Here is a 23,782-nt window from a genome sequence, read left to right as displayed (position 1 = left end):
TTTTATTTTTATTGAATAATTATTTTGTTTTGTGTATAATTATTTTATTCTAATTTTATTATATTAAGGAGTGATTGAAATGATAAAAGTTGGTATAGTAGGAGCTACAGGCTATGCAGGTCAACAGCTTGTATGGTTATTACAAAAACATCCTTCTACCGAAATAGTTTTTTTATGTTCTCATAGTTATGAGAATACATTATATAATGATGTTTATAAAAATTTAAATGGTTTCATAGACAACGCATGCATAAATATTCAAGAGGCTGAATATAAATTAGATTGTATAAATATACTTTTTTTGGCACTTCCTCATGGCAAATCCTTTGATATAACTAAAAAAGCTTTATCAAAAGGAGTGAAGGTAATTGATTTAGGAGCAGATTTCAGAATTAATTCAAAGAATATTTATGAAGAGTGGTATAAAGTTGAACATACATGTCCTGAGCTTTTAAAAGAATCTGTTTATGGACTTACAGAATTAAATAGAAATGACATTAAAGAAGCTTCTCTAATTGCAAATCCAGGATGCTATCCAACAGCAAGCATATTAGCCTTAGCACCTCTTTTAAAATCAAATATAATAGATGAACAATCTATTATCATAGATGCTAAATCAGGAACCTCTGGTGCTGGCAGAAGTGCTTCTATAGGAAACCTTTTTACAGAGTGTAATGAGTCCATTAAAGCTTATTCAGTAGCTGAACATAGACATACACCTGAAATAGAACAGGAACTTGGAAATATATGTGGGAATAAAATAACTTTAACATTTACCCCTCATTTAGTACCTATGAATAGAGGAATTCTGTCAGTATGCTACAGTAAATTATCTTGTGAAAAATCTCAAGAAGAACTATATGAAATATATAGAAATTTTTATAAGGATGAGTTCTTTGTTAAAATTACAGATACTATGCCAGAAACTAGATGGGTTAAAGGATCTAACTTATGTCATATAGGTATAAGATTAGATAAACGAACTGGAAGGGTTATTATAGCCTCCTGCATAGATAACCTCATGAAAGGTGCTGCAGGTCAGGCAGTTCAAAATATGAATTTAATGTTCAATTTAGATGAAAAAACAGGGATTGATTTTCCTGCAATGATGCCATAAAAATATTGCGAAGCAATATTTTTTGAGAGGACAGAGGACAATTGACAGAGGACAGTGAAGGATGATTTTTCTCCGCTTTGCTACGAAAAATCTTTAATTAAATTTTTAAGGGCTCGTTTCACTAAAGTGAAACATTGCTGACTTATATAAATTCAAAGCTTGTTTTGCATTAGCAAAACAAGCTTTAAAATAAATTAGTTTTCTGACGTAAGGAAGAAAACTCACCTTCATTGTCCTCTGTCCTCTGTCAAATGTCCTCTGACTTTGTCCTCTGTCCTCTAAAAAAGTTGCTTCGCAATTTGCTTATTTTATAAAGTTTTATTCATAAATTATCTTTTTATTCTCATCACAAACAATTCTAACTTTTTTTCCATCTATATTAGTATTTAATATTACTTTGTGTTTCCACAAATCCACGATATACTTAATTGTTTCTATTGCATACTTAAGTTGAAGTTCTCTTCCATCAAAGACATGTTCTAATGTTAATGTTTTATCTAACTTTGACATATTTGTAACTCTTATATAAGGAATTGAACCCATTCCACAAGAATTGCTTAAAGCATTTCTTATTTTTCTCCATCCATTTTCATCTGATATCTCATCAATAATATATTTTTTATCCTTATTGACATACTGAAATAGATTTAACCTTATACAAAGTTCTTTAGTTAAGTATCTTCTTATAAAGGATTCATCTCTTTCAACAAATCTCACTTCAAATATTTTCTCAATCCCATACTTTTCTACTAAATCATTGTAAATTTGAAATCCTAAAAAATAAGGATTTATGCTTCCTTGAAGAGGAACTACCACATCATTATGCCTTTTTACAAACTCCATATATAGGTTTTGGGGAAGATCAAGCTTCTTCAAAATATTATAGTGCCAAAAACTAGCCCATCCTTCATTCATAATTTTTGTTTCTATTTGAGGTATAAAATATTTAGTTTCATCTCTCACTATTTCTATAATGTTTCTCTGCCATTCCACAAGGTCTCCATATTTTGATATAAAGCCTAATATATCCTCTGTAGGTTCCTGAGGTATTTTTTCTATATCAGGAGCCTCTGGCTTCTCTCTAGGTACTATAATACTATTATTGTTTTCCATATTCTTATAATCTTCTATTTTTCTTTTTCTTATTTCTTCATCATCTAAATATCTTACTCCTGAGGCTCTATTAGTTTGAAATTTTAAAGCATGAGCTGCATTTAGCATCTCTTCAACCTCTACATATCCTATACTTGGATCATTTATATAAGCTCTAATTATATCTGCATGATTTTTAAACATCTCTACTGTATATTCCGCACTAGTAGATTCTTTAAATAATCTGTTATTCTTAAAAAAGTCGTTATGTCCATATACATGGGCTATTGTCAGTATCTGAAGTAATAGCGTATTATCCTTCATTAAATAAGCAATACATGGATTAGAGTTTATTACCATTTCATATGGAAGCCCTGTAAGATTATAATTATATAAAGTTCTTAATCTTTCATAAGCTTTTCCAAAACTCCAATGAGGATACATAGATGGCATCCCTACATATACCTCATATGCAAGCATATCATTATAGTTTATGATTTCAAACTCTTGAGGATAATAATCAAGTCCTAACTCTTTAACCTTTTCTTCTATAATCTCATCCCACTTTTCCAATTCTGTAACAGTGTACTCCAAAATTTCACCTCCTTATTCATAATCATTTTTTATATCTGCACTAAGCATTTCCTTAAGTGCATCCCACATATCTTCTTTCTTTTTCATAGCTACAGATACAAAATTATCTCTATTAATTTCTGCAGTATATCTCTTTTTAATAGCACTAGTATACCCATAGGCCATAATTTCTGCATATCCAAATAAATTGCATACATCACATAATTCATTTACAGCCTTTACAGCTCTATCATTATCTTCACTCCAGTTATCTCCATCACTTACGTGGAATGAATATATATTCCAAAGTTCAGGATTATATTTTTCCAATATAATTTCTAATGCTTTATTATAACCACTAGATATATACGTGCCTCCAGATTCTACCTTATGGAAAAACTCTTCTTCAGTAACTACTTTAGCAGATGTAGAATGTGCTATAAAAACTACTTCTACACTTGAATATTTCATTTTAACAAACTGATATAGCATAAAGAAAAAGGATCTTGCTAGATACTTTTTGTTTTGATCCATAGAAGCAGATGTATCCATAATGCACATAACTACTGCATTATATTCTTTTTTCTTAGTAGGTTTTACTTTATAATATCTCAAATCATCCTCTTTGAATGGGAACCTTCCTATCATCTCACCATTTTCTAGGGTGAATTCAGCTGCTTCCTTTATGTCATTACTTTTACTTCTTTCTTCTAAAGCTCTTTTCATACCTTGTTTTCTTTTAAGCTTTTCAATAACAGTTCTTTTCTTTGCAAGCCTTGGAGGAATACCACTTTTTTGATAACCACATTTTTTTCTTGAACCTTCTGACAGAATTTCAGAAAATCTTTTTTTATTTAAATTAGGTAAGTTTAAATCCTGAAAAACATACTCCATTATTTCTTCAATAGTTATTTCAGTTTCATATATATCTTCACCTTCACTGTTACCAGCACCCTTATTTCCAGAACCTTTTGCATCTCCTTCTTTACCTATGACGTCTCCTCTTCTTTCAGTACCATCTCCACTGCCAACACCAGGTGCATTTTTTCCATATATAAATTGATACTCTTTAAGTCCTTTAATAGGTATTTTTATCTTTTTATTCTTTGTTTGACCAATAATACTTTCTTCCGATAATATGTCTACCAAATTTTTTTTAATAGAATCTTCTACTAATTCCCTGTGCCTTCTTTTATCTTCAGCAACCCTATCATGTCCTATAGGATTAAACTCTCTAAATATGCCCATATCATCATCAATCCTTCCATAGATTATTAGCGGCATATTTAAGTATTACATTACAGCAGTGATCACAATATCCATTCTTCTTCATTTCTTCTACCATTGAATTATATTTTTTGTCTTGTTCCTTATCTCTAACCTTTGACTTAGTGATAATACGTGACATCTCTCTTACGGAAGAAGTTATCTTCTTTTCTATAGCTTCCTTTAAAGGTTCATATGAAGTATAATCTATCTTTTCTCCTTTTCTTACCATATAGAACATATATGAAGTTACATCAGACCTAAATCCTTTAGCTGAACCTTCTGATATTCCTATTTGTTCTTCAATGGATCTCATAAATCTTTCATCAGCTTCTAATTGTTCTCCTGTGGATTTATCCTTTATCTTAGTTTTATTTACATAAGCTTCTGCATGATCCAAATAATTATTAAACAAACTTTCTGCCTGTTCCCTAAAACTTTGAATAAATGCCTTAGTTATTTCCTTTTCAAGGATCTTATTATATTCTTTTCTCATAGTATCTTGAACAAATGCTAAATATTTTCTCTTTACATCATCAGCTGTATCTAAATCCTTTACTGACTTTATTATATTTTCCATAACACTTAGAGGATTTATACAATCATATTCAGAATCAGAAAGTGCATTATCTATAGCTTTAATTATAAATCGTGTGGATATTCCATTCATACCTTCTCCAAGCCCTGCTTCTTCTCTAAGCTCAGTAATATCTATTTTCTTAGTAGTACCTTTTTCAACTATTTCTTCACCATTATATATTTTTAATTTTGTAAGGGTATCTACTTTATTAGATGGCATAATCCTTGTAAGTATTGCAAACATAGCTGCCATTTCAATAGTATGAGGTGCTATATGTGCTTTAAAATTACTTTTCTTTAATATCTTTTCATATATTTTAGTTTCTTCATTTAACTCCAAACAATATGGAACTTCAACCTTTACAATTCTATCTAATATAGCTTCATTAGTATGATCTGATTTAAATTTATTCCATTCTGCTTCATTAGAATGTGCAATAATTACTCCATCAAAATATATCATAGATCCTTTTCCTGGAGATGGTATTGATTTTTCTTGAGTCGCTGTTATTATAGTATGCAAATACTCTACATCATTTTTAAATACCTCTATAAATTCAACCATTCCTCTATTACCTACATCAAAAGCTCCATTTAATGAAAATATACGAGGATCATCTTCTGGATATAGATCCATTTTAGATATATCTACAGATCCTATTAATACGGATGTATCTTGATTATTAGGGTCTACAGGAGGTACTACCCCTACTCCTTTTCTAGATCTTATAGAAAATCCTGTTTTAATTACCGGAAACTTTTCATATTCACCTTTAAATTCTTCTTTTAATCTATATCTGCATACTGGACATAAATCTCCTTCTATTTTGACACCTAGCATCTCTTCAAAATCTTTCCTTAAATGCTTAGGGATAAGATGAAGAGGTTCTTCTCTCATAGGACATCCTTTCAATGCATATATAGGTTCACTTGCTTCTATAGCTTTTTTAAATGCATCTACTATAGAAGACTTTCCTGATCCTACTGGACCAACTAAATAAAGTACTTGCCTTGATTCTTCACCTTCCATAGCTGCTGAATAAAAATAACTAGCTATTTTCATCAAAGTTTTATCTATACCGAAAAACTCATTTTTAAAAAAGCCATAACTTTTAATAGTTTCATTACCATATATTTTTCTTATTCTTAAGTTTTCCTCTGGTTTCAAAACTTCTACACCAAGTTTGTTTATGATCTTGTATATTCTTTTATGAGCAAGTTTAGCTGCATCTGGGTTTTTCTTTAAAATTTCAAGATAATCAAGAAAAGTCCCTTGAAAATCCTCCTTTATCCTTTTTTCTCTATCATTCTCTATTAATTCTTTAAAATTCATTCTATAACCTCCATAAAAAGTAATAACAAATACAAATTATATATTTCTTAGGAAATATCTTTGTAGTATTTATATTAGTTTCTTGTAGATTTTAGAACAAAGCCTTTTTACTTTTACCTTTCGCCTATAAATTAAAACCACCTAATTATAAAAAAAGAACTAGTATCATTTAAAATACTAGTTCAAGCGTATTATATTAAACATTATATGAGTAAAAAAAGTTTACTCATATATTATTGACTTATATTAAAATAAATATACATTTCTACACTTCCACTACTCTTCCTACTCCTTCTTCCAATGCTTTTTTATATATTTTATATGCTGTGACTACATCTTGAACTGCTATTCCTACTGTCTTAAATAAAGTTATTTCTTCATCATTTTCTCTACCTTTCATTTTTCCGAATATAGCTTCTCCTAACTCCCCATCTATTTTACTTGCATCTATTATCCCTTTTTCCATAGGTTTTATAAAATCTCCTGCTTCAGCTAAAACAGATTCTTTTGAATCTACAAAAACCTTATCTGCTTCTTTTACTATGTATTCATCTAATTCTTGCATATCTCTTGTATAGGAACCTACGCCATTTATATGTGCACCTTTTTTAACTAAATTACCTGGGAATACCGGCTTTTTTGCTGTAGTAACTACAGTAATTATATCTGCATCCTTAACTGCTTCTTCTGGACTTTCAGCACTTACTATAAGAGCTCCATAATTTTTTAATTCAAGATTGGCTTTTTCTACAAACTCTGCAAGCTTACGTGCATTTCTAGAATAAACTTTAACCTTTTCAATTTTTCTAACTGCAAGTATAGCTTCTAATTGACAAATAGCCTGGCCTCCAGCTCCAAATAATGCAGCTACCTTAGCATTTTCTATAGCTAATACATCTGATGCTGCTCCTGATGCTGCCCCTGTTCTAAGCTGAGTTAAATATGTTCCATCCATTATGCAGCATACTTCACCTGTAGTACCATCTAAGAGCAGCATTTGTGCAGGAACAGAAGGTTTACCCTTTTCAATATTTTTAGGAAAAACAGAAACTATTTTTATTCCAATACTATCTAAATCTTCTACATATCCTGGCATAAATAAACTCTGACCTTCATGCTTTTTCACATCAATATTTACCCTGAGAGGAACCACACTCTTTCCCTGAGAATAAATTGAGAAGGCTTCCTTAACAGCGGCTACAGCCTCCTTCATAGTAAACACTTTTTTTATGTCATCTTTAGATAAAATAAGCATAATCTTTACCTCCACAATAAAACTTTATTTACATTATAGCAAATAAAAATAAAGTTTCATAATTCAAAAAAAATAAACACCCAGAATCGTAATTCCAGGTGTTTATTTTCACAAAAACATATTATTAAATATTAATTCTTAGCTATTCATTGTGGACTATTTAAAGTATTGTACTCCTGCTTCAAATAGTTTTTGATCCTTGCTGCCTGGTATATTTTTAAATACATTATCACCTTTTCTTTCAGAGTGACCCATTTTACCAAATACTCTTCCATCAGGACTTGTTATACCTTCTATGGCATATACTGAACCATTTTGATTAAATCTTATATCATAAGTAGCATTTCCTTCATAATCTACATATTGAGTTGCTACTTGACCATTTTCTATAAGTCTCTTTAAGGTTATTTCATCAGCAACAAATCTTCCTTCACCATGTGAAACTGCAATTGAATGTACATCTCCTACATTAACATTACTAAACCATGGTGATAAATTTGATGTTATTTTAGTATTTACTATATGAGATACATGGCGTCCTATTTTGTTATAAGTAAGTGTTGGACAACTTTCATCTATATCTCTTATTTCACCAAAAGGTACTAAACCTAATTTTATCAAAGCCTGGAATCCATTGCATATACCTAGCATCAATCCATCTCTATTATTTAAAAGTTCCATAACAGCTTCTTTTATTTTAGGATTTCTAAATACTGTTGCTATAAATTTACCGGAACCATCTGGTTCATCACCTGCACTAAATCCTCCTGGAAGCATCACTATTTGAGAATCTTTTATTGCTTTTTCCATATAATCTATAGATTTTTCTATATCTTTTGCACTTAAATTTTTAAGCACCATAACTTCTACATCAGCACCAGCTTTTTTAAATGCTCTAGCTGAATCATATTCACAGTTTGTTCCTGGAAATACTGGTATAAACACCTTTGGTTTTGCCACCTTTATTGCTGGTGTTTTTATATCTTTAGTTTTGAATTCTATATTCTTTATATCAGCATTTATTTCTTTTGTCTTTGTTGGGAATATATTTTCTAAAGAACCTTCCCAAGCTTTATAAAGCTCTTCTATATCTAGTTTTAAATCAGCTGCATATATTGAAGGTTCTTCTATTGTTTCTCCAATTACTTTATATTCAATTCCTGCTAATTCTTTATTTAAATCTAAGTCTTTAGAAACTTCTATTACTATAGAACCATACATTGGTGCAAATAATTCTTTTTCTGTAACATTACTTAATTTAACACCTATCCTATTTCCAAAACTCATCTTACTTACAACTTCACATATACCACCATTTCTAACTGTCATAGCTGAAAGTACTTCTTGTTTTTCTGTCATAGAAGTTACAGCTTTTAAATTTTTCTTTAATACGTCAAAGTTTGGAAGATCATATTCATCTCTAGTCATAGGAATTATAACTATATTGCTTCCTACTTTTTTAAATTCTGATGAAATTACTTTATCAGTATTTACTACATTAACTGCAAATGATACAAGTGTTGGTGGTACATCCATATCCTTAAAGCTTCCTGACATACTGTCCTTTCCACCTATAGCTGCAATGCCTAATTGTCTTTGTGCATATAAAGCACCCATTAATGCTGCAAATGGCTTACCCCATCTTGAAGCATCTTTTCCTAGTCTTTCAAAATATTCCTGGAAAGTAAGTCTTATCTTAGATGCATCTCCACCACAAGCAACTATCTTTGCTGCAGATTCTACTACTGCATATACTGCACCGTGGAATGGACTCCATGTAGAAATTTCAGGATTATATCCAAAGGTCATAATTGTTCCTGTTTTAGTTTCTTTATTTAATACTGGAAGTTTTGCTGCCATACCTTCTGCTGGAGTATCTTGATATTTTCCTCCAAAAGGCATAAGCACTGTACCAGCACCAATAGTACTATCAAATCTTTCTATTAAACCTTTTTGACTACATACATTTAAGTCTTTTAATGTATCAATCCACTGCTCTCTTAAATTAGTTACATCTCTATCTACATTAAAGTAATTCTTATCTTCTTTAGGAGCTTTCACAGAAACTTCTATCTTCTGTCTTACACCATTAGTATCTAAAAATTCTCTACTCATATCTACTATAGGTGTTCCCTTCCAATACATCTTCAATCTTTTATCTGAAGTTACATCTGCCACTTTTACAGCTTCTAAGTTCTCATCTTCTGCATACTTTATAAATTTATCTGCATCTTCCTTGGAAACTACCACAGCCATACGTTCTTGAGATTCTGATATAGAAAGTTCTGTTCCATCAAGTCCTTCATATTTTTTAGGAACTAAATCTAAATTTATATTTAATCCATCTGTAAGCTCTCCTATAGCAACAGATACTCCACCTGCACCAAAATCATTACATCTTTTTATCATAGTGCTTACTTCTTCTTTTCTAAACAATCTTTGAATTTTTCTTTCAGTTGGAGCATTACCTTTTTGGACTTCTGAACCACAAGTTAAAATAGAGCTTTCTGTATGCTTTTTAGAAGAACCTGTAGCACCACCACAGCCATCTCTTCCTGTTCTTCCTCCAACTAGGATAACTACGTCGGAAGGCACTGGAGCTTCTCTTCTAACATTTTTTATTGGAGCTGCACCAATAACTGCTCCTATTTCCATTCTCTTGGCTACATAGCCTTCATTATATATTTCAGCTACCTGACCTGTAGCAAGTCCTATTTGATTTCCATAAGAACTATATCCATGAGCTGCTGATCTTGTTATTTTCTTTTGAGGAAGCTTTCCAGCTAAAGTATCTTTTATTGCAGTTCTTGGATCTGCACTTCCAGTAACTCTCATAGCCTGATATACATATGATCTACCTGATAGTGGATCTCTTATAGCACCACCAAGACAAGTTGCTGCTCCTCCAAAAGGTTCAATTTCTGTAGGATGGTTATGAGTTTCATTTTTAAACATAACAAGCCATTTTTCTTTTTTTCCATCTATATCAGCATCTACTACTATACTACAAGCATTAATTTCTTCTGATTGATCTAAATCATCTAAAAGTCCATTTTCTCTAAGCTCTTTCATACCTATAACAGCTATGTCCATAAGACAAACTGGTTTATCTTTATCCCCATATAAATCTTTTCTAACAGATAAATAGTCTTTGTATACATCCTTTATAGGCTTAGTTAAATGAGCTTCTTCTATGTCCACTTTAGTAAGCTCTGTCATAAAAGTAGTATGTCTGCAGTGATCTGACCAATATGTGTCTATAACCTTTATTTCAGTAATTGTTGGATTTCTCTTTTCTGTATCTTTAAAATATTTTTGACAGAATTTTAAATCTTCAACGCTCATTGCAAGACCTTTTTCTTCTACAAAAGTCTTAACTTTTTCATCATTCATTTCTATAAAACCATCTAGTACCTCAACAGAATCTGGAACTGCAACTTCCATTTCTAAAGTTTCTGGTTTTTCTAAAGAAGCCTCTCTTGAATCCACGTTATTTATGCAGTAATTTTTTATTTTTCCAAATTCTTCATCAGATATATTACCACTTACTATATATACCTTTGCAGATAAAATAGTTGGTTTTTCACTTTGAGTAAGTATTTGAACACATTGAGACGCTGAATCAGCTCTTTGATCATATTGTCCTGGTAAATATTCAACAGCAAAAACCTTGTCTCTTCCATCAACTTCTATTTTATCTTCATAAACTATATCAACAGTTCTCTCCGAAAAAATAGTATGCTTTGACTTTTCAAATTCTTCTTCAGATATTCCTTCTATATCATAACGATTAATTAATCTAATTCCTTCTAACCCATTAATATTTAAACTTTCTTTTAGATCTTGTAATGTATTTTGTGCTTCTACATCAAATCCTGGTTTTTTTTCTACAAATATTCTTTTAACACAATTTGTCATTTTTATCCCCCTTATCTTATATAAGTAAGTTTTACGAACATTTTATATTAATTTAAAATTATCATTCGCTTAAATTATATCATAAATATATGATAATACAAATAATAAATAAAAATTTATCTAAAAAATTTCTATATTCCCGAATTATAAATCATTTTTTAAATTATTTTGTTCGTATTTTCCTTGTTAAAATTCTTATTAACAGTTACATTACACAATTAATTTCCATTCTTGGGGAATACCTCATTATTCTTAATAGCTTTATATAGAATACTCATATAAAAAAGCCTAACGCTATTATGACATAAACAGCAACAAGCTGAATTCCCTCTAGCCAATTAGATTCTCCATCACTAGCTACTCTATTTGCTATAAGTACTGATACTACAAGCGCTACCAACTCAAATTCATTGAATATTATACTCATAGGCTTAAATAAAAGACTTAAAAATACAAGCACAGGAGCTACAAACAATATTATTTGCAAACTAGAGCCTATAGCTATTTCTACAGCCACATCCATCTTATTTTTCATTGCCATAACTATAGCAGTACTATGTTCCGCCGCATTTCCTATTATAGGAATTATAATTATACCTACAAAGAATTCACTTAGTTTTAAAGTTTCTGTCATTGGTTCCACAGATCCAACTAAGAACTCACTTTCTAGAGCAATAGCTAAAGTACATAAAACTAAAACTAGTATAGATTTTTTTAAACTCCACTTTGCTTTTTCACTTTCTCCATGTTCTGAGCCATATAAATCTTTATGTGTATAAAATGAAAAATATAATCCTAGTAGATATATTATGAACATGGCTAAAGCAACTGAAATACTTAACCATTCATATTTTGAAGTAATTAATTCTTTATTCACTGTATGAGTAAATATGGCTGGTATACAAAGTCCTATAACTGCAAATAACAACATGCTAGAAGAAACTTCTACTATCTTTTTATTAAACTTCTGTACTTTATACTTTAATCCTCCAAAAAGCATACTTGCTCCAAGTACTAATAGTATATTTCCTATAACAGAACCTGCTATAGAAGCTTTAACTACATCAAAAAGTCCTGCTTTTAAAGCAAAAAAAGATATAATAAGCTCTGTAGCATTTCCAAAAGTGGCATTTAAAAATCCTCCTATCCTAGGGCCTGAATATATAGATATTTCCTCTGTAGCTTCTCCCATAATTCCTGCTAGCGGTATTATAGAAAGAGATGAAAATATAAAAATCCATATAGGATTTAGTTTCATAAATTCAGCTGCTATACTAATAGGGATAAAAATTAAAAAAAACTTTAAAAAATTCATTACCATACTCCTTTAGCTATGTAATATAAGCATTCATAAGTTATATTTTACTATCCTATTAATTTTTATGTATCACTATACTTTTCTAAAATTAACTTAAATAAATAGATTTCTTATTTTCATCTTTAGCATTGTAAACCTTTCTGTATTATAGTAAAATTTGATAGTAATGATTATAACAAATGAATTTACTTATATATATATTATTATTTAGGAGGTTTATATGCAAGAAGAACATACAAAAATAAATGAACTTGCTTGGAATCAAATGGCTTATGATGCTTGGGTTTATCGCTTTGGAACTCCTTCAGAGGCTTCAAAAAAGATATTAGCAGACCCTGTTTCACGATTAGGTTTATTAAGTGAGTATTTTATAGATATTAAAGATAAAAAAATAGCAAATTTGTTAGGTTCACATGGAACTAAAGCAGTCTCTCTATCCTTAATGGGTGCAAATATGACAGTTGTAGATTTTTCTTATGAAAATTCCAGATATGCTTTAGATTTAGCTAGAGCTTGCAACACACATATCAGGTACATAGTTTCAGATGTACTCAATATCCCTGAGGAGGAGTTCACAGCAGATTATGATATAGTTTTTTGCGAACTTGGGATACTCCATTACTTTACTGATTTGAATCCATTCTTTAATGTTGCTTCAAGACTTTTAAAAAAGGGTGGGACTTTTATGATTGAAGATTTTCATCCTATATCTACGAAGCTAATTACAAGCAAAGGAAAGAGACATAAAGTTACTGGAGACTACTTTAGTACAGCTATAGAAGAAACCGATGTAGCTTACATGAAGTTCGTACCTGGAATGGAAAATCTCACAGCTAATGAAAAAAGTGGTTTTCAGAAAGCTCATTTAAGAAAATGGACTATAGGTGAAATTGTAACTTCTATTGCTAATAATAATCTGTGTATAAAAACATTAAAAGAAACAGAAGGTCCTAAGCCAGAAGATAAGGGTATTCCTAAGTTATTTACCATAGTTGCTGAAAAAATGTAAAAGGAGATAAAATATGAAAAAGGGAGATAAAATAGCTGCTGTACTTATAATAGCTTTAATTGTAGTAAGTGCAATTTCAGTTTTTTTATATAAACAGCATATAAAAAGTTCTCATCATATAGCTAGTATAAAACAAGATGGAAAAGTAATTAAAACTATAGATTTAGATACTATAAAAGAAAAGCAAGAAATAAAAGTACCTTATAATGGCAATCACTTTAACATTATAGAAATACTTCCTGGCAAAATAAGAATCAAAGATGCGGATTGTCCTGATAAAATTTGCGTTAAAACCGGTTGGATATCAGAACCAGGTCAAAGCTCTGTATGTCTTCCTCATAGATTAATGATAACTATAGAAGGCAAAAATGCTAAAGTTGACCAAATATCAAGCTAATGAAGGTGTAACAATGAAAAAAACAAGAAAAATGGTATTCTTAAGTTTTTTAGTAAGTATTGCCCTGGTAATATATATAGTAGAAGCACAAATACCAGTACTTTTTCCTGGGATAAAATTAGGTCTTGCTAACATCATATCACTTGCTGCTCTAATACTGATGGGTTGGAAAGAAGCTCTACTTATAATGTTTTTAAGAACCCTTTTAGGATCAATGTTTGGTGGTTCTATATCCGCCTTTATGTTCAGCATAGCTGGCGGACTATTAAGTAACATTGTAATGATACTGCTTTATAAATATCTTAAGGATTCAATAAGTTTATGGACAATAAGTATATGTGGTGCTATATTTCATAATATCGGCCAACTATTCGTAGCTTCTCTAGTTGTAAAGGATTTTAGAATATATGTTTATCTTCCAGTACTTTTGGTGTCCGCAGTAGTAACAGGATACTTTATAGGCCTCTGCACTAAATTTCTAACGAAGCATATAAATAAAATTCCTATGTTTAAAAGCATTTAAAAAATACTGCTTCGCAATATTTTTAGAGGACAATTGACAGAGGACATAGGACAATGAAGGTGAGTTTTCCTCCTTACGTCAGAAAACTAATTTATTTTAAAGCTTCTTTTGCTAACGCAAAAGAAGCTTTAAATTTATATAAATCAGCAATGTTTTGCTTTAGCAAAACGAGTCATCAAAAATTTGATTAAAGATTTTTCGCAGCAAAGCGGAGAAAAATCATCCTTCACTGTCCTCTGTCAATTGTCCTCTGTCCTCTAAAAAATGCTTCGCATTTTGCTTATTAAGTCAAACTTTTTTACTATATAATACTACTTATGTTCATTATTATTATTTCTTCAAAAATCCAGGTCCAGTCTTTGCTTCTTTCATGGTACTCTGGATATAATCAATGCTTTCATTCAATTTTTTTGTCTCCCAATCATCAAGTTCTGGAGCAATTCTTCTAATGATTCCATCTTTACCAATTAGACATGGCATACTGAACGCTACATCACCATTATGACCATATTCACCTCGAAGAGTTGTGCATGCGGGGTAGATACTTCTCTCATCTAAAGCAACACATTTTGCCATTGTTACAGCTGCCTGTGCAACACCAGCATTAGTCCATCCTTTTGCATTTAAAACATCATATGCAGTCTTAACTACTTCCTGACCAATTTCCTCTGCATTAAGCTGTTCTATATCAGTATAATAAGAAGCAAGTTCTTTATACACTATACCAGCAACATTCAGTTTACTTAAAACAGGAAATGCAGTCATACCATGTTCACCCATCATATAACCAGTTACAGACTTTGGATCAATGTGATAAAGGTTTGCAACTGTCTTTCTAAGTCTGGCTGAATCTAGCATTGTTCCTGTTCCAAAGATTTTTCCACTTGGATATCCAAATTCATTTTCAGCAATATATACCATGGTATCAAGTGGATTAGTAATAAAAATGATAACAGCACTCTTAGTGTATTTGGTAATTTCAGTCATAACCTCACGGATAACACCAGCATTATGTGTAGTTAAAAGAGTTCGATCTGGCATAGCTTCTGGATGGTCTGGGTCTTTTAATATACTGGGTCCTGCTGCACAGATAATAATATCAGCATCTTCGCACTGTTCATAGCCACCACTTGTAACTTCAATATTATTCATGTAAGTCAATGCTGTAGCATGACTCTGATCCAGTGCTTCTCCATAAGCTATTCCCTTGTCCAAGTCAATTACTCCAATTTTGCCAAAAAAGCCAAGTTTCATGGCATCAGCAAGTACATAAGATCCAACATGTCCAACTCCAACAACTACTAGTTTTAATGGTTTCATATTTCCATCATTCCTTTCAAATATAACTATTTAAGATAAAGTAGTCATTCTTTTATTTTTGACTATGCAATATTCTAAATATTTCATTTATTCTAAGTATAACACTAATATAAAGTTTTTTACAAATATACATGCTTAAACAATTCAATCAAAGCATATAAGCATTTCTTTTAAAATATTTATTATCTTACATATCTAATGAATTAAAAATAGCTTAATCTATTATAGTTTTATAATATAAGCACTAATGTCTCTCAAAAAAAGTTAAAATTTAAACTGCCACTACATTTTGTGTCTCATGTTAGTTAAATTAGTATTTCCGTACCTGTTTTAATATACTGAATTTTATCACCTAAAGCAGCCTTTAATTTTCTATATGCTTTTTCTCCTGTACAATGTCCTGTATATACCTTTTCTACATTTGAAGTAATAATTTCATTTATAAGTACATCAATTTGAGCTTTAGATGCAGTTAATGATTTTACGATAGGAATCTTTACTAAGTGAAATCCGCCTATAACTGCTTTAATATTTGAATCTTTAAATTTACTTTTGGCAGTTCTTATCATATTAGCAGTACCATTATGAGAACAGCCTGTAAATATACTTATATTATCCTTTTCTTTAATTACCATAATTAATTCATGTTGAAATTTATCTCTAACTAACTTAGATTTCTTCTTAATAAACATGTATTTATTTCCTTCAGGAATTTCGTAATATCTATTTATATCTGTAATAATATAGATATCTTTCATTATCTCTGTAAAGTCTTCTATATACTCAATTCTACTAGAATACTCCCTAAAAAACTCACTACTAATACTAACATTTTTATTAAATAACATACAATGAAAATAGTATGCTTTTGAAGCCTCTGTTTTCATATATACTTTTGCTTTACTATTTATTTTTAAAAAGGATATTAACCCTCCACCATGATCTCCGTGTCCATGTGAGATCACTACAGCATCTACTTCTCTTAAATTAATGCCTAACTTTTCTGCATTATAAATAAAACTACCTGTCCTTCCTGTGTCAAAAAGTATGTGCTTATTATCTTTTTCTATATAAAGGCACAGTCCCTTTTCATTAATTAAACTATTTGAATCATCTTTAATATTTTCTATAAGCGTAATTATTCTCATAAAATTCCCTCTTTAAAAATAACTTTTTTATTATTAATTAACATTTTAATCGTCTTATATTATAGCATTAAAAGGGTGGAAACTCATCAAAGAATTTCCACCCTTAAAATCACTATAATTAATTTTAGTTTTCTGGCTTGTCTTTATTCTCAGCATTTGTTTTGTTTTCAGTGTTTGCTGCAATCTCCTGTTTAGCTGCTTCAACTACAGGCTTTACATCTCCAACTAGAGATTGGATAGCCTTTGTTGGGCACTTAGCTATACAAGTTGGATTATCACATTTTTCAGCACAAATACTATGATTTACTACAGCCAAATTATTTTCTATTACAATAGCTTCATGCGGACAGTTTCTCTTACAAAGTCCACATCCAAGACATCCTACAGTACATGCCTTACGTACTACTGCACCCTTGTCTTTTGAATTACAATTAACAGTTACATGACTACTAATTGGAAGCATTTCTATAACATGTTTAGGACAAACTGTTTCACATTTTCCACAGCCTGTACATTTATTCTCATCTATTATTGGTAATCCATTTTCTCCTAAAGTCATAGCATCAAATGGACAGTTTTTAACACAAGTTCCAAATCCAAGACATCCGTGTGAACAAACCTTAGGTCCTCCTTGCAGCAAACTAGCTGCTACACAGTCCTGTATTCCTTCGTAATTATAACTTCTAGTAGCCTTATCAGAGCAACCTTTACATTTTACATGTGATATTCTTGGTTCTGTTTCTTCTGCAGCTTTACCAGTTAATTCTGCAACTTGTTTAGCTACTACATCTTTACCTGGAATACAAAGATTAGGTGGTACATCTGGATTACTAACAACTGCTTCAGCATAAGCCTTACAACCAGCATATCCACAAGAACCACATTGACCTTTTGGTAAAACATCTTCAACTATTTCAATAAGAGGATTTACTTCCATAGCAAACTTTTTATTAGCAAAAGCTAATACAAAACCAAATACCAAACCAACACAAGTCATTACAATTAAAACTATAATTGAAGTTTCCATAATTAATCCTCAGCTCCTTTCTATAAAGCAATCATGCCGGAAAAACCAAGGAATGACAATGCTAACATACCAGCCAAAATAAATGCTATGCCAAGTCCTTCCAAAGGTTTAGGTACATCTGCTAAAGCTAATTTTTCTCTTAAACTAGCCATTAAAACTATTGCTAATGCAAAACCTACACCTGATCCAAGAGCATTTACTACGCTTTTTAAGAATCCAAAATTTGATTCTACATTTGTAACTGGAACACCAAGTACTATACAGTTTGTAGCAATAAGTAATAAGTAGATTCCCCACATATTATACAATGCAGGTGCATGTTTTTTTATAATCATTTCCAAAAGCTGAACAAAACTTGCAATTAAAAGTACAAATACAATTGTTCTTAAAAAAGTTAAACCAAATGGTGCTAATACAAAATGATAAACTATCCATGCAAGTGCCGAACTTAATGTCAAAATAGAAGTAACCGCCATACCCATTCCTATAGAAGCATCAAGACTTTTAGAAACTCCAAAGAAAATACATAATCCTAAAAACCTTGTTAAAACATAGTTATTTACAAGGACAGCACTTACAAAAAGAGTTAAATATTCCATTATGCATTACCTCCTTCAGCTTGTTGCTTAGCCATTTTTTCATTATGAATTTTAAACAGTGCAACTAAATATCCAATTAGCATAAATGCACCTGGAGGTAAAATCATCATCAATATAGGCTTATACCATGTACCTAAAATTTGAATTCCCATTATAGAGCCCATTCCAAAGAACTCACGAATTACTCCAATAATAAGCATTGCAATAGTAAAACCTACTCCCATTCCTAATCCATCAAGCATTGATGGAAGTACTTTATTTTTAGAAGCAAAAACTTCTGCACGAGCTAAAATAATTGCAAAAACAACTACTAGGTCTAGGTAAATACCTAATGCTTTAAACAACGTTGGTTCATAAGCTTGTAATAATAATTCTACCACTGTAACAATAGTAGCTATAGAAGTAATATATACCGGTACACGTACCTTAGGATTAACCCATTTTCTAGTGAATGATACTGATATATTATTAGCAGTTATAACAAACATAACAGTAAGACCCATTGTTAATGCATTTTTTACTGTACTAGTTACTGCCAGCGAAGGACATAAACTAAGTGCAAGAACAAATATAGGATTTTCCATAACTACGCCTTTTTTAAATATCTTCCACAAATCACCCATTACTAGTTACCTCCTTTCAAGCTTTTAACATCATCAACAGCTTCTTTAACACCCTTTGTAACCGCTCTTGAAGAAATTGTTGCACCTGTCATAGCCTGTATATTTTTAGTATTTGAAGGATCTTTTACAACTTCTAGATCCTCTGATTTCTTACCCTTGAATTCTTTTCTAAATGGTTCTTTGGATGCATTATCTCCAAGTCCTGGTGTTTCATTAGCTGATTGTATATTATAGTCAATTACCTTAGCATCTGCTGTTACAGCTACAAGCATTTTAATCGCTCCACCATAACCTTTTGATTCAACTGGAATAATATAACCTACAGTTTTTTCACCACTCTTTGCAGTGTACCATCCTTCTTTTCCTTGAATTTTTTCAAACTTATCTGCATCAGAAATTAACTTCTGCATTGATTGAACTTCAAGCGCCTTACTATTCTTTACAGCTATAGGATGAGTTACAAAATATACCATAGCTATAATTATTCCTGATATAAAACAGGCTGCTGTTAAATTCATAGCTATTTGAAATGTACTATAATGTTTTTCTACATGCTGTTCTGCCATTTTTAATTACCTCCTTGCTCCGAATTTTTTTGGAGGGCATAGACGATCAATTAAAGGACTTACGCAGTTCATAAGTAATAATGAATAACAAACGCCTTCTGGATATCCACCCTTTAATCTAATCAATGTAGTAATTAATCCTGCTCCAAAAGCAAATATGATTTGTCCTTTACGCGTAATTGGAGTAGTAACCATATCAGTAGCCATAAAGAATGCTCCTATTATTAATCCACCCGCCATCATATGGAATACTGGATCTCCTGTAAACATACCTGATGGTCCAAATACCCAAGTTAAAATGCCAACTGTTGCTATCATAACAACAGGTACTTCCCAGTTAATATATTTTTTATAAATTAAATATAATCCTCCAAGAACTAATAAAACTGTTGAAGTTTCACCAATACAACCATTACGAGTACCTATAAATAATGCCTTATAAAGATTTGCTTGTCCTCCAAAAGTTTCAATAAGTTTTGAATAACCTTGTAATTTTAAAATTCCTAAAGGTGTAGCACTTGTTACAGTATCAACACCAGAAGCACGAAGAACTGTCCAACTTGTCATAAATACTGGCCATGAAGCCATCATAGCTGCTCTACCTATGTGAGCTGGGTTAAATATATTGTAACCTAATCCACCCATAGAATGTTTTGCTATAACTATTGCAATAAATGAACCAAATATAACCATATAAAATGGAACCTTTGGCGAAACACACATTGCTATAAGTAATCCTGTTAAAACAGCACTACCATCACTTATAGTTATAGGTTTATTTCTTATTTTTTGTACAGCATATTCAAAAACTACTGCAGATACAATACCTGCTATAATTGTAACTAATGCATTAATTCCAAAATTCCAAATACCAAAAATAGCTGCTGGTACTAAAGTTGCATTAACAGTCCACATAATTTTAGAAACAGATTCTTCTGAACGAATATGTGGTGATGCAGAAACGGTAAATAGCTTGTCTTTTAATTCTACTTCAGCCATTAATATTCTCCCCCTTACTTCTTCTTTGCATTTTGAGCTGCATTTTGTGCCTTACAATATTTTATATATTGAACAATATTACGTTTAGCAGGGCATACATAAACACAACTTCCGCATTCTACGCAATCTAAAAGATTTGCTTCTTCTTTAGCTTGCTCGTATAAACCTCTTTCACCAAGGATACTAAGCTTACTTGGAACTAAGTGCATAGGACATACCTCTACACAACGACCACAATGAATGCATGCTGATTCTCTTCCTGAGTTAACATCTTTTTTACTTAAAGCTAATATTCCAGATACACCTTTAATTATAGGTAAATCTATATGAGATTGAGCCATTCCCATCATAGGACCACCTGAAAGTAATTTTTCTGGAGTTTCTGAAAAACCTCCACAATATTCTATTGCATCTGAAAATAGAGTACCAACTCTTACTAAAAGATTTTTAGGCTCTTTTATAGCTCCACCACTAATAGTTGTAACTCTTTCTATTAATGGAATTCCTTTAAGTACTGCATCACTTATAGCTGCAACAGTACCAACATTTTGAACTACGACACCTACATCTGCTGGCAATCCACCAGATGGTACTTCTTTCTCTACCAAAACTCTGATTAACATTTTTTCAGCACCTTGAGGATATTTTGTTGGAAGTCCAACAACTTGTACCCCTGTACCTTCAAATGCTTTAGTCATAACGTCTATAGCATCTGGTTTGTTTTGTTCTATACCAACATAACCTTTATCGATACCAAGAACTTTCATTGTTATTTTTACACCATTAACAATACGCTCACTTTGTTCAAGCATCATTCTATGATCAGCTGTTAAATAAGGTTCACATTCAGCTGCATTCAAAATAAACGTATCAACCTTTTTATCTGGTGGTGGAGAAAGCTTAACATGTGTAGGGAAAGTTGCTCCTCCCATTCCAACAATGCCTGCCTCTTTAATAATATTTAGCAGTTCCTTTTTGTCTAACTTTTCCCAGTCATTTCTTTCAACAGGGATTCCTTCTACCCATTCATCTTTCCCGTCATTTTCAATAACAATTGCCTGGCACTTACCAAATACAGGATGGTTATAATCACCAATATCAACTACTGTACCTGATATTGAAGAATGAATATTAGCAGAAACAAAAGCATCTGTTTTTGCAATAACCTGTCCTTTTTTTACTTCATCACCTTTTTTTACTATTGGTGAACAAGGCGCGCCAATGTGTTGTCTAACAGGAATTGTAACCTTATTGGGTACTGGTAATACTTCTATAGCTTTACCTGAAGTATAACTTTTTCTGTCATTAGGATGTACCCCACCTCGGAAACTTTTAAACATCTTTAAACACCTCTTTTACATAATTTTAATGATATAGTCTTTTATAAAGAAAATTTATATAAATTTAACTTTAAGCGAAAATTTTAAAAATACATTTAAATTTAAGATAAAATACGTGTAATTATAGGTTTCATGTTTTCATCTTTGTTAGCAGCTTTATCAAAAAACTTTATATATATAATGGATAGAATAAATAATACAATTCCACCAATTACTGAGCACATTACACTATCTTGTGCAATCTTCTTAGCCACAAATCCTCCAATTACTGCGCCTATAAAAATTGATACAAGAGGTAAAATATAAACTACAAAAGCTGCCTTCAACATATTTACTTCTTTAATTTCAAAGCTAACATGTTGTCCTGGTTTAGCTCCAATAGTATTTATTGCATCTACCACCATAGCTTTATCTCCTGGGCAAGCTCCGCAATTTGAGCAATCACCATGTCTATTAGCTTTAATCTTAGCTATATTGCCTTCTATTTGAATCACAATTCCTTCTGTTTCTCTATTCATACTTCTTACCCCTTTAAAATTTTACTCATATTATTAAGTAATAAATTTTATACTATTACTAATTATTAATACTTTAATTTTTCATGTATATGCATAATTTTTATATAAAATTTATTTGCCTTAAATTTTATTATAGGCCTGTACTAATTAGATTTTCCATTCTGTACTAATATAAAAAAATTGCTGTTATAGTAATGTTAAAATGTTTTAATATAAAAGATTATTTTTTATATTATAACTTTGTCCAAGTACAATATTTGCAATTTTAACGTTAATTTTTTAATTTTACATCATATAAAATTAACTTTTATATTTTTTATATAACAGAACTTAACCCTCTAAGTCTAATTATACATGTTAAAAATTTAATTACAATATGCTTTTGCAAACGCTTACGAAAAAATTGTGCATAAACTTAATTTTTATCGCAATTTCGTCATTATTTTTCCATTTGAGTATTTTATTTCATATTTTTTTTATATATACTGTAAATTTTTCTAAAATAAACATATATTAATGCCATTTTATAAATATTTTAGCATAATGTATTGCTTTTTTTGCTTCCTAAAATTACATTTTTTTGATCTAATTCATTTTATTACAATGTTAAATTTAAGTCAATCTAAACTTATTTTTCTAGTATTTCCTCAATAAATTCAAATTTGCTACCACAAATTACATATATTAATAAATTTCACATGAATCTTAACAATTTTTCTTATTGTGCAATATTTTCTCCCTTGCATTTCATTTGTCGTTATATTCATTGGTAAATTAAGCATAACTTTTTTATTTAATTTTTGTTGTTATACTTTCTATATTACATTCTATATTATTTAAATTAACTAGCAATTTTATTGTATTACATAATATATGCTTTCATTGTTATAGTCTTTATGTCCTAATACTAGATCATTAATTTTATTGAATTAACACCTTTTATATAACAAATTATTTTTGAATAAAAAATTTAATTTTTTTTATTATTTTCAATAAATTAATTGCTATTAAAAACATAATTCTTTTTGTATTCAAATGAAGTCTTTTTATTGATGAATACATAACTTTTTTAGTTAAAATTTTATACTAATTAACATAATATTATTGTTAAAATTATATCTGAGTAATCTTACAATGTACTTTGTAAATTTTTTGTTAACATTGTTTTAAAATCATATAAATTACTAAATAAATATAAAAAATTGGCATATGCTTTTTTATGTATAGCATTTTCACTATAACATTCTATAAGCATACACCTT

The 23,782-nt window shown here is 30.5% G+C and carries 19 protein-coding genes; 4 read left to right on the top strand and 15 right to left on the bottom strand.

The window, feature by feature from the left end:
• Positions 1-79 precede the first annotated feature (79 nt).
• Positions 80-1,117 carry an N-acetyl-gamma-glutamyl-phosphate reductase gene (gene argC / locus Ccar_RS25815; RefSeq protein ID WP_007064524.1) on the top strand — a complete coding sequence of 346 codons (1,038 nt, stop codon included), beginning with the start codon at positions 80-82 and terminating at the stop codon, positions 1,115-1,117.
• Positions 1,118-1,435: 318 nt separating this feature from the next.
• Here argC and Ccar_RS25810 read toward each other — a convergent pair whose 3' ends face one another.
• The 6 genes from Ccar_RS25810 to cax all read right to left on the bottom strand — a co-directional run bounded on the left by Ccar_RS25810 (position 1,436) and on the right by cax (position 12,448).
• Positions 1,436-2,803: a SpoVR family protein gene (locus Ccar_RS25810; protein WP_007059976.1), complete on the bottom strand. Its 1,368-nt coding sequence runs from the start codon at positions 2,801-2,803 to the stop codon at positions 1,436-1,438.
• A 12-nt stretch (positions 2,804-2,815) separates the two neighbouring features.
• The gene (gene yhbH / locus Ccar_RS25805; RefSeq protein WP_007059977.1) at positions 2,816-4,030 is read right to left on the bottom strand and encodes a sporulation protein YhbH; all 1,215 of its coding nucleotides are present in this window, start codon (positions 4,028-4,030) and stop codon (positions 2,816-2,818) included.
• 7 nt (positions 4,031-4,037) lie between these two features.
• Positions 4,038-5,960 (bottom strand): PrkA family serine protein kinase, encoded by a 1,923-nt coding sequence (locus Ccar_RS25800; RefSeq protein WP_007059978.1) that lies wholly within the window; start codon positions 5,958-5,960, stop codon positions 4,038-4,040.
• Positions 5,961-6,225: 265 nt separating this feature from the next.
• Positions 6,226-7,215, bottom strand: coding sequence for an ornithine cyclodeaminase family protein (locus tag Ccar_RS25795; RefSeq protein ID WP_007059979.1), 990 nt, complete (start codon positions 7,213-7,215; stop codon positions 6,226-6,228).
• 156 nt (positions 7,216-7,371) lie between these two features.
• Positions 7,372-11,133, bottom strand: a complete 3,762-nt coding sequence (locus Ccar_RS25790; RefSeq protein WP_007059980.1) for a phosphoribosylformylglycinamidine synthase — start codon at positions 11,131-11,133, stop codon at positions 7,372-7,374.
• Between the two features lie 274 nt (positions 11,134-11,407).
• A complete protein-coding gene (cax, locus tag Ccar_RS25785; RefSeq protein ID WP_007059981.1) occupies positions 11,408-12,448 on the bottom strand; it encodes a calcium/proton exchanger in 1,041 nt (346 codons plus the stop codon).
• Positions 12,449-12,671: 223 nt separating this feature from the next.
• On the opposite strand from cax, the gene Ccar_RS25780 reads away from it, so the two are divergent.
• Genes Ccar_RS25780 through Ccar_RS25770 form a run of 3 tightly spaced genes read left to right on the top strand, consistent with a single transcriptional unit; the run spans position 12,672 to position 14,380 of the window.
• Entirely contained in the window at positions 12,672-13,460 is a 789-nt protein-coding gene (locus Ccar_RS25780) for a class I SAM-dependent methyltransferase (protein ID WP_007059982.1), read from the top strand.
• Positions 13,461-13,473: 13 nt separating this feature from the next.
• Entirely contained in the window at positions 13,474-13,857 is a 384-nt protein-coding gene (locus tag Ccar_RS25775; protein WP_007059983.1) for a NusG domain II-containing protein, read from the top strand.
• 13 nt (positions 13,858-13,870) lie between these two features.
• The gene (locus tag Ccar_RS25770) at positions 13,871-14,380 is read left to right on the top strand and encodes a Gx transporter family protein (RefSeq protein ID WP_007064529.1); all 510 of its coding nucleotides are present in this window, start codon (positions 13,871-13,873) and stop codon (positions 14,378-14,380) included.
• Between the two features lie 330 nt (positions 14,381-14,710).
• Here Ccar_RS25770 and Ccar_RS25765 read toward each other — a convergent pair whose 3' ends face one another.
• The 9 genes from Ccar_RS25765 to Ccar_RS25725 all read right to left on the bottom strand — a co-directional run bounded on the left by Ccar_RS25765 (position 14,711) and on the right by Ccar_RS25725 (position 22,520).
• On the bottom strand, positions 14,711-15,700 hold the full coding sequence (locus Ccar_RS25765) for a lactate/malate family dehydrogenase (protein ID WP_007059985.1): 990 nt from the start codon (positions 15,698-15,700) through the stop codon (positions 14,711-14,713).
• Between the two features lie 305 nt (positions 15,701-16,005).
• Positions 16,006-16,848 carry an MBL fold metallo-hydrolase gene (locus Ccar_RS25760; protein WP_007059986.1) on the bottom strand — a complete coding sequence of 281 codons (843 nt, stop codon included), beginning with the start codon at positions 16,846-16,848 and terminating at the stop codon, positions 16,006-16,008.
• 124 nt (positions 16,849-16,972) lie between these two features.
• Positions 16,973-17,875 (bottom strand): RnfABCDGE type electron transport complex subunit B, encoded by a 903-nt coding sequence (gene rnfB, locus Ccar_RS25755; protein ID WP_007059987.1) that lies wholly within the window; start codon positions 17,873-17,875, stop codon positions 16,973-16,975.
• Between the two features lie 20 nt (positions 17,876-17,895).
• Positions 17,896-18,474 (bottom strand): electron transport complex protein RnfA, encoded by a 579-nt coding sequence (locus Ccar_RS25750; RefSeq protein ID WP_007059988.1) that lies wholly within the window; start codon positions 18,472-18,474, stop codon positions 17,896-17,898.
• The gene (gene rsxE, locus Ccar_RS25745; RefSeq protein ID WP_007059989.1) at positions 18,474-19,097 is read right to left on the bottom strand and encodes an electron transport complex subunit RsxE; all 624 of its coding nucleotides are present in this window, start codon (positions 19,095-19,097) and stop codon (positions 18,474-18,476) included. The genes Ccar_RS25750 and rsxE overlap by 1 nt, the downstream gene beginning before the upstream one ends.
• Positions 19,098-19,099: 2 nt before the next feature.
• The gene (locus tag Ccar_RS25740; protein ID WP_007059990.1) at positions 19,100-19,663 is read right to left on the bottom strand and encodes an RnfABCDGE type electron transport complex subunit G; all 564 of its coding nucleotides are present in this window, start codon (positions 19,661-19,663) and stop codon (positions 19,100-19,102) included.
• A 6-nt stretch (positions 19,664-19,669) separates the two neighbouring features.
• Positions 19,670-20,662: an RnfABCDGE type electron transport complex subunit D gene (locus Ccar_RS25735; protein ID WP_007059991.1), complete on the bottom strand. Its 993-nt coding sequence runs from the start codon at positions 20,660-20,662 to the stop codon at positions 19,670-19,672.
• 14 nt (positions 20,663-20,676) lie between these two features.
• The gene (gene rsxC / locus Ccar_RS25730) at positions 20,677-22,002 is read right to left on the bottom strand and encodes an electron transport complex subunit RsxC (RefSeq protein WP_007059992.1); all 1,326 of its coding nucleotides are present in this window, start codon (positions 22,000-22,002) and stop codon (positions 20,677-20,679) included.
• 101 nt (positions 22,003-22,103) lie between these two features.
• The gene (locus tag Ccar_RS25725; protein ID WP_007059993.1) at positions 22,104-22,520 is read right to left on the bottom strand and encodes a SoxR reducing system RseC family protein; all 417 of its coding nucleotides are present in this window, start codon (positions 22,518-22,520) and stop codon (positions 22,104-22,106) included.
• Positions 22,521-23,782: the final 1,262 nt, after the last annotated feature.

It is taken from the genome of Clostridium carboxidivorans P7 (genome assembly GCF_001038625.1).
Lineage (GTDB): Bacteria > Bacillota > Clostridia > Clostridiales > Clostridiaceae > Clostridium_AM > Clostridium_AM carboxidivorans.
The sequence above is the reverse complement of the archived record's forward strand: the minus strand, read 5'-3'. Positions and strand labels throughout refer to the sequence as shown.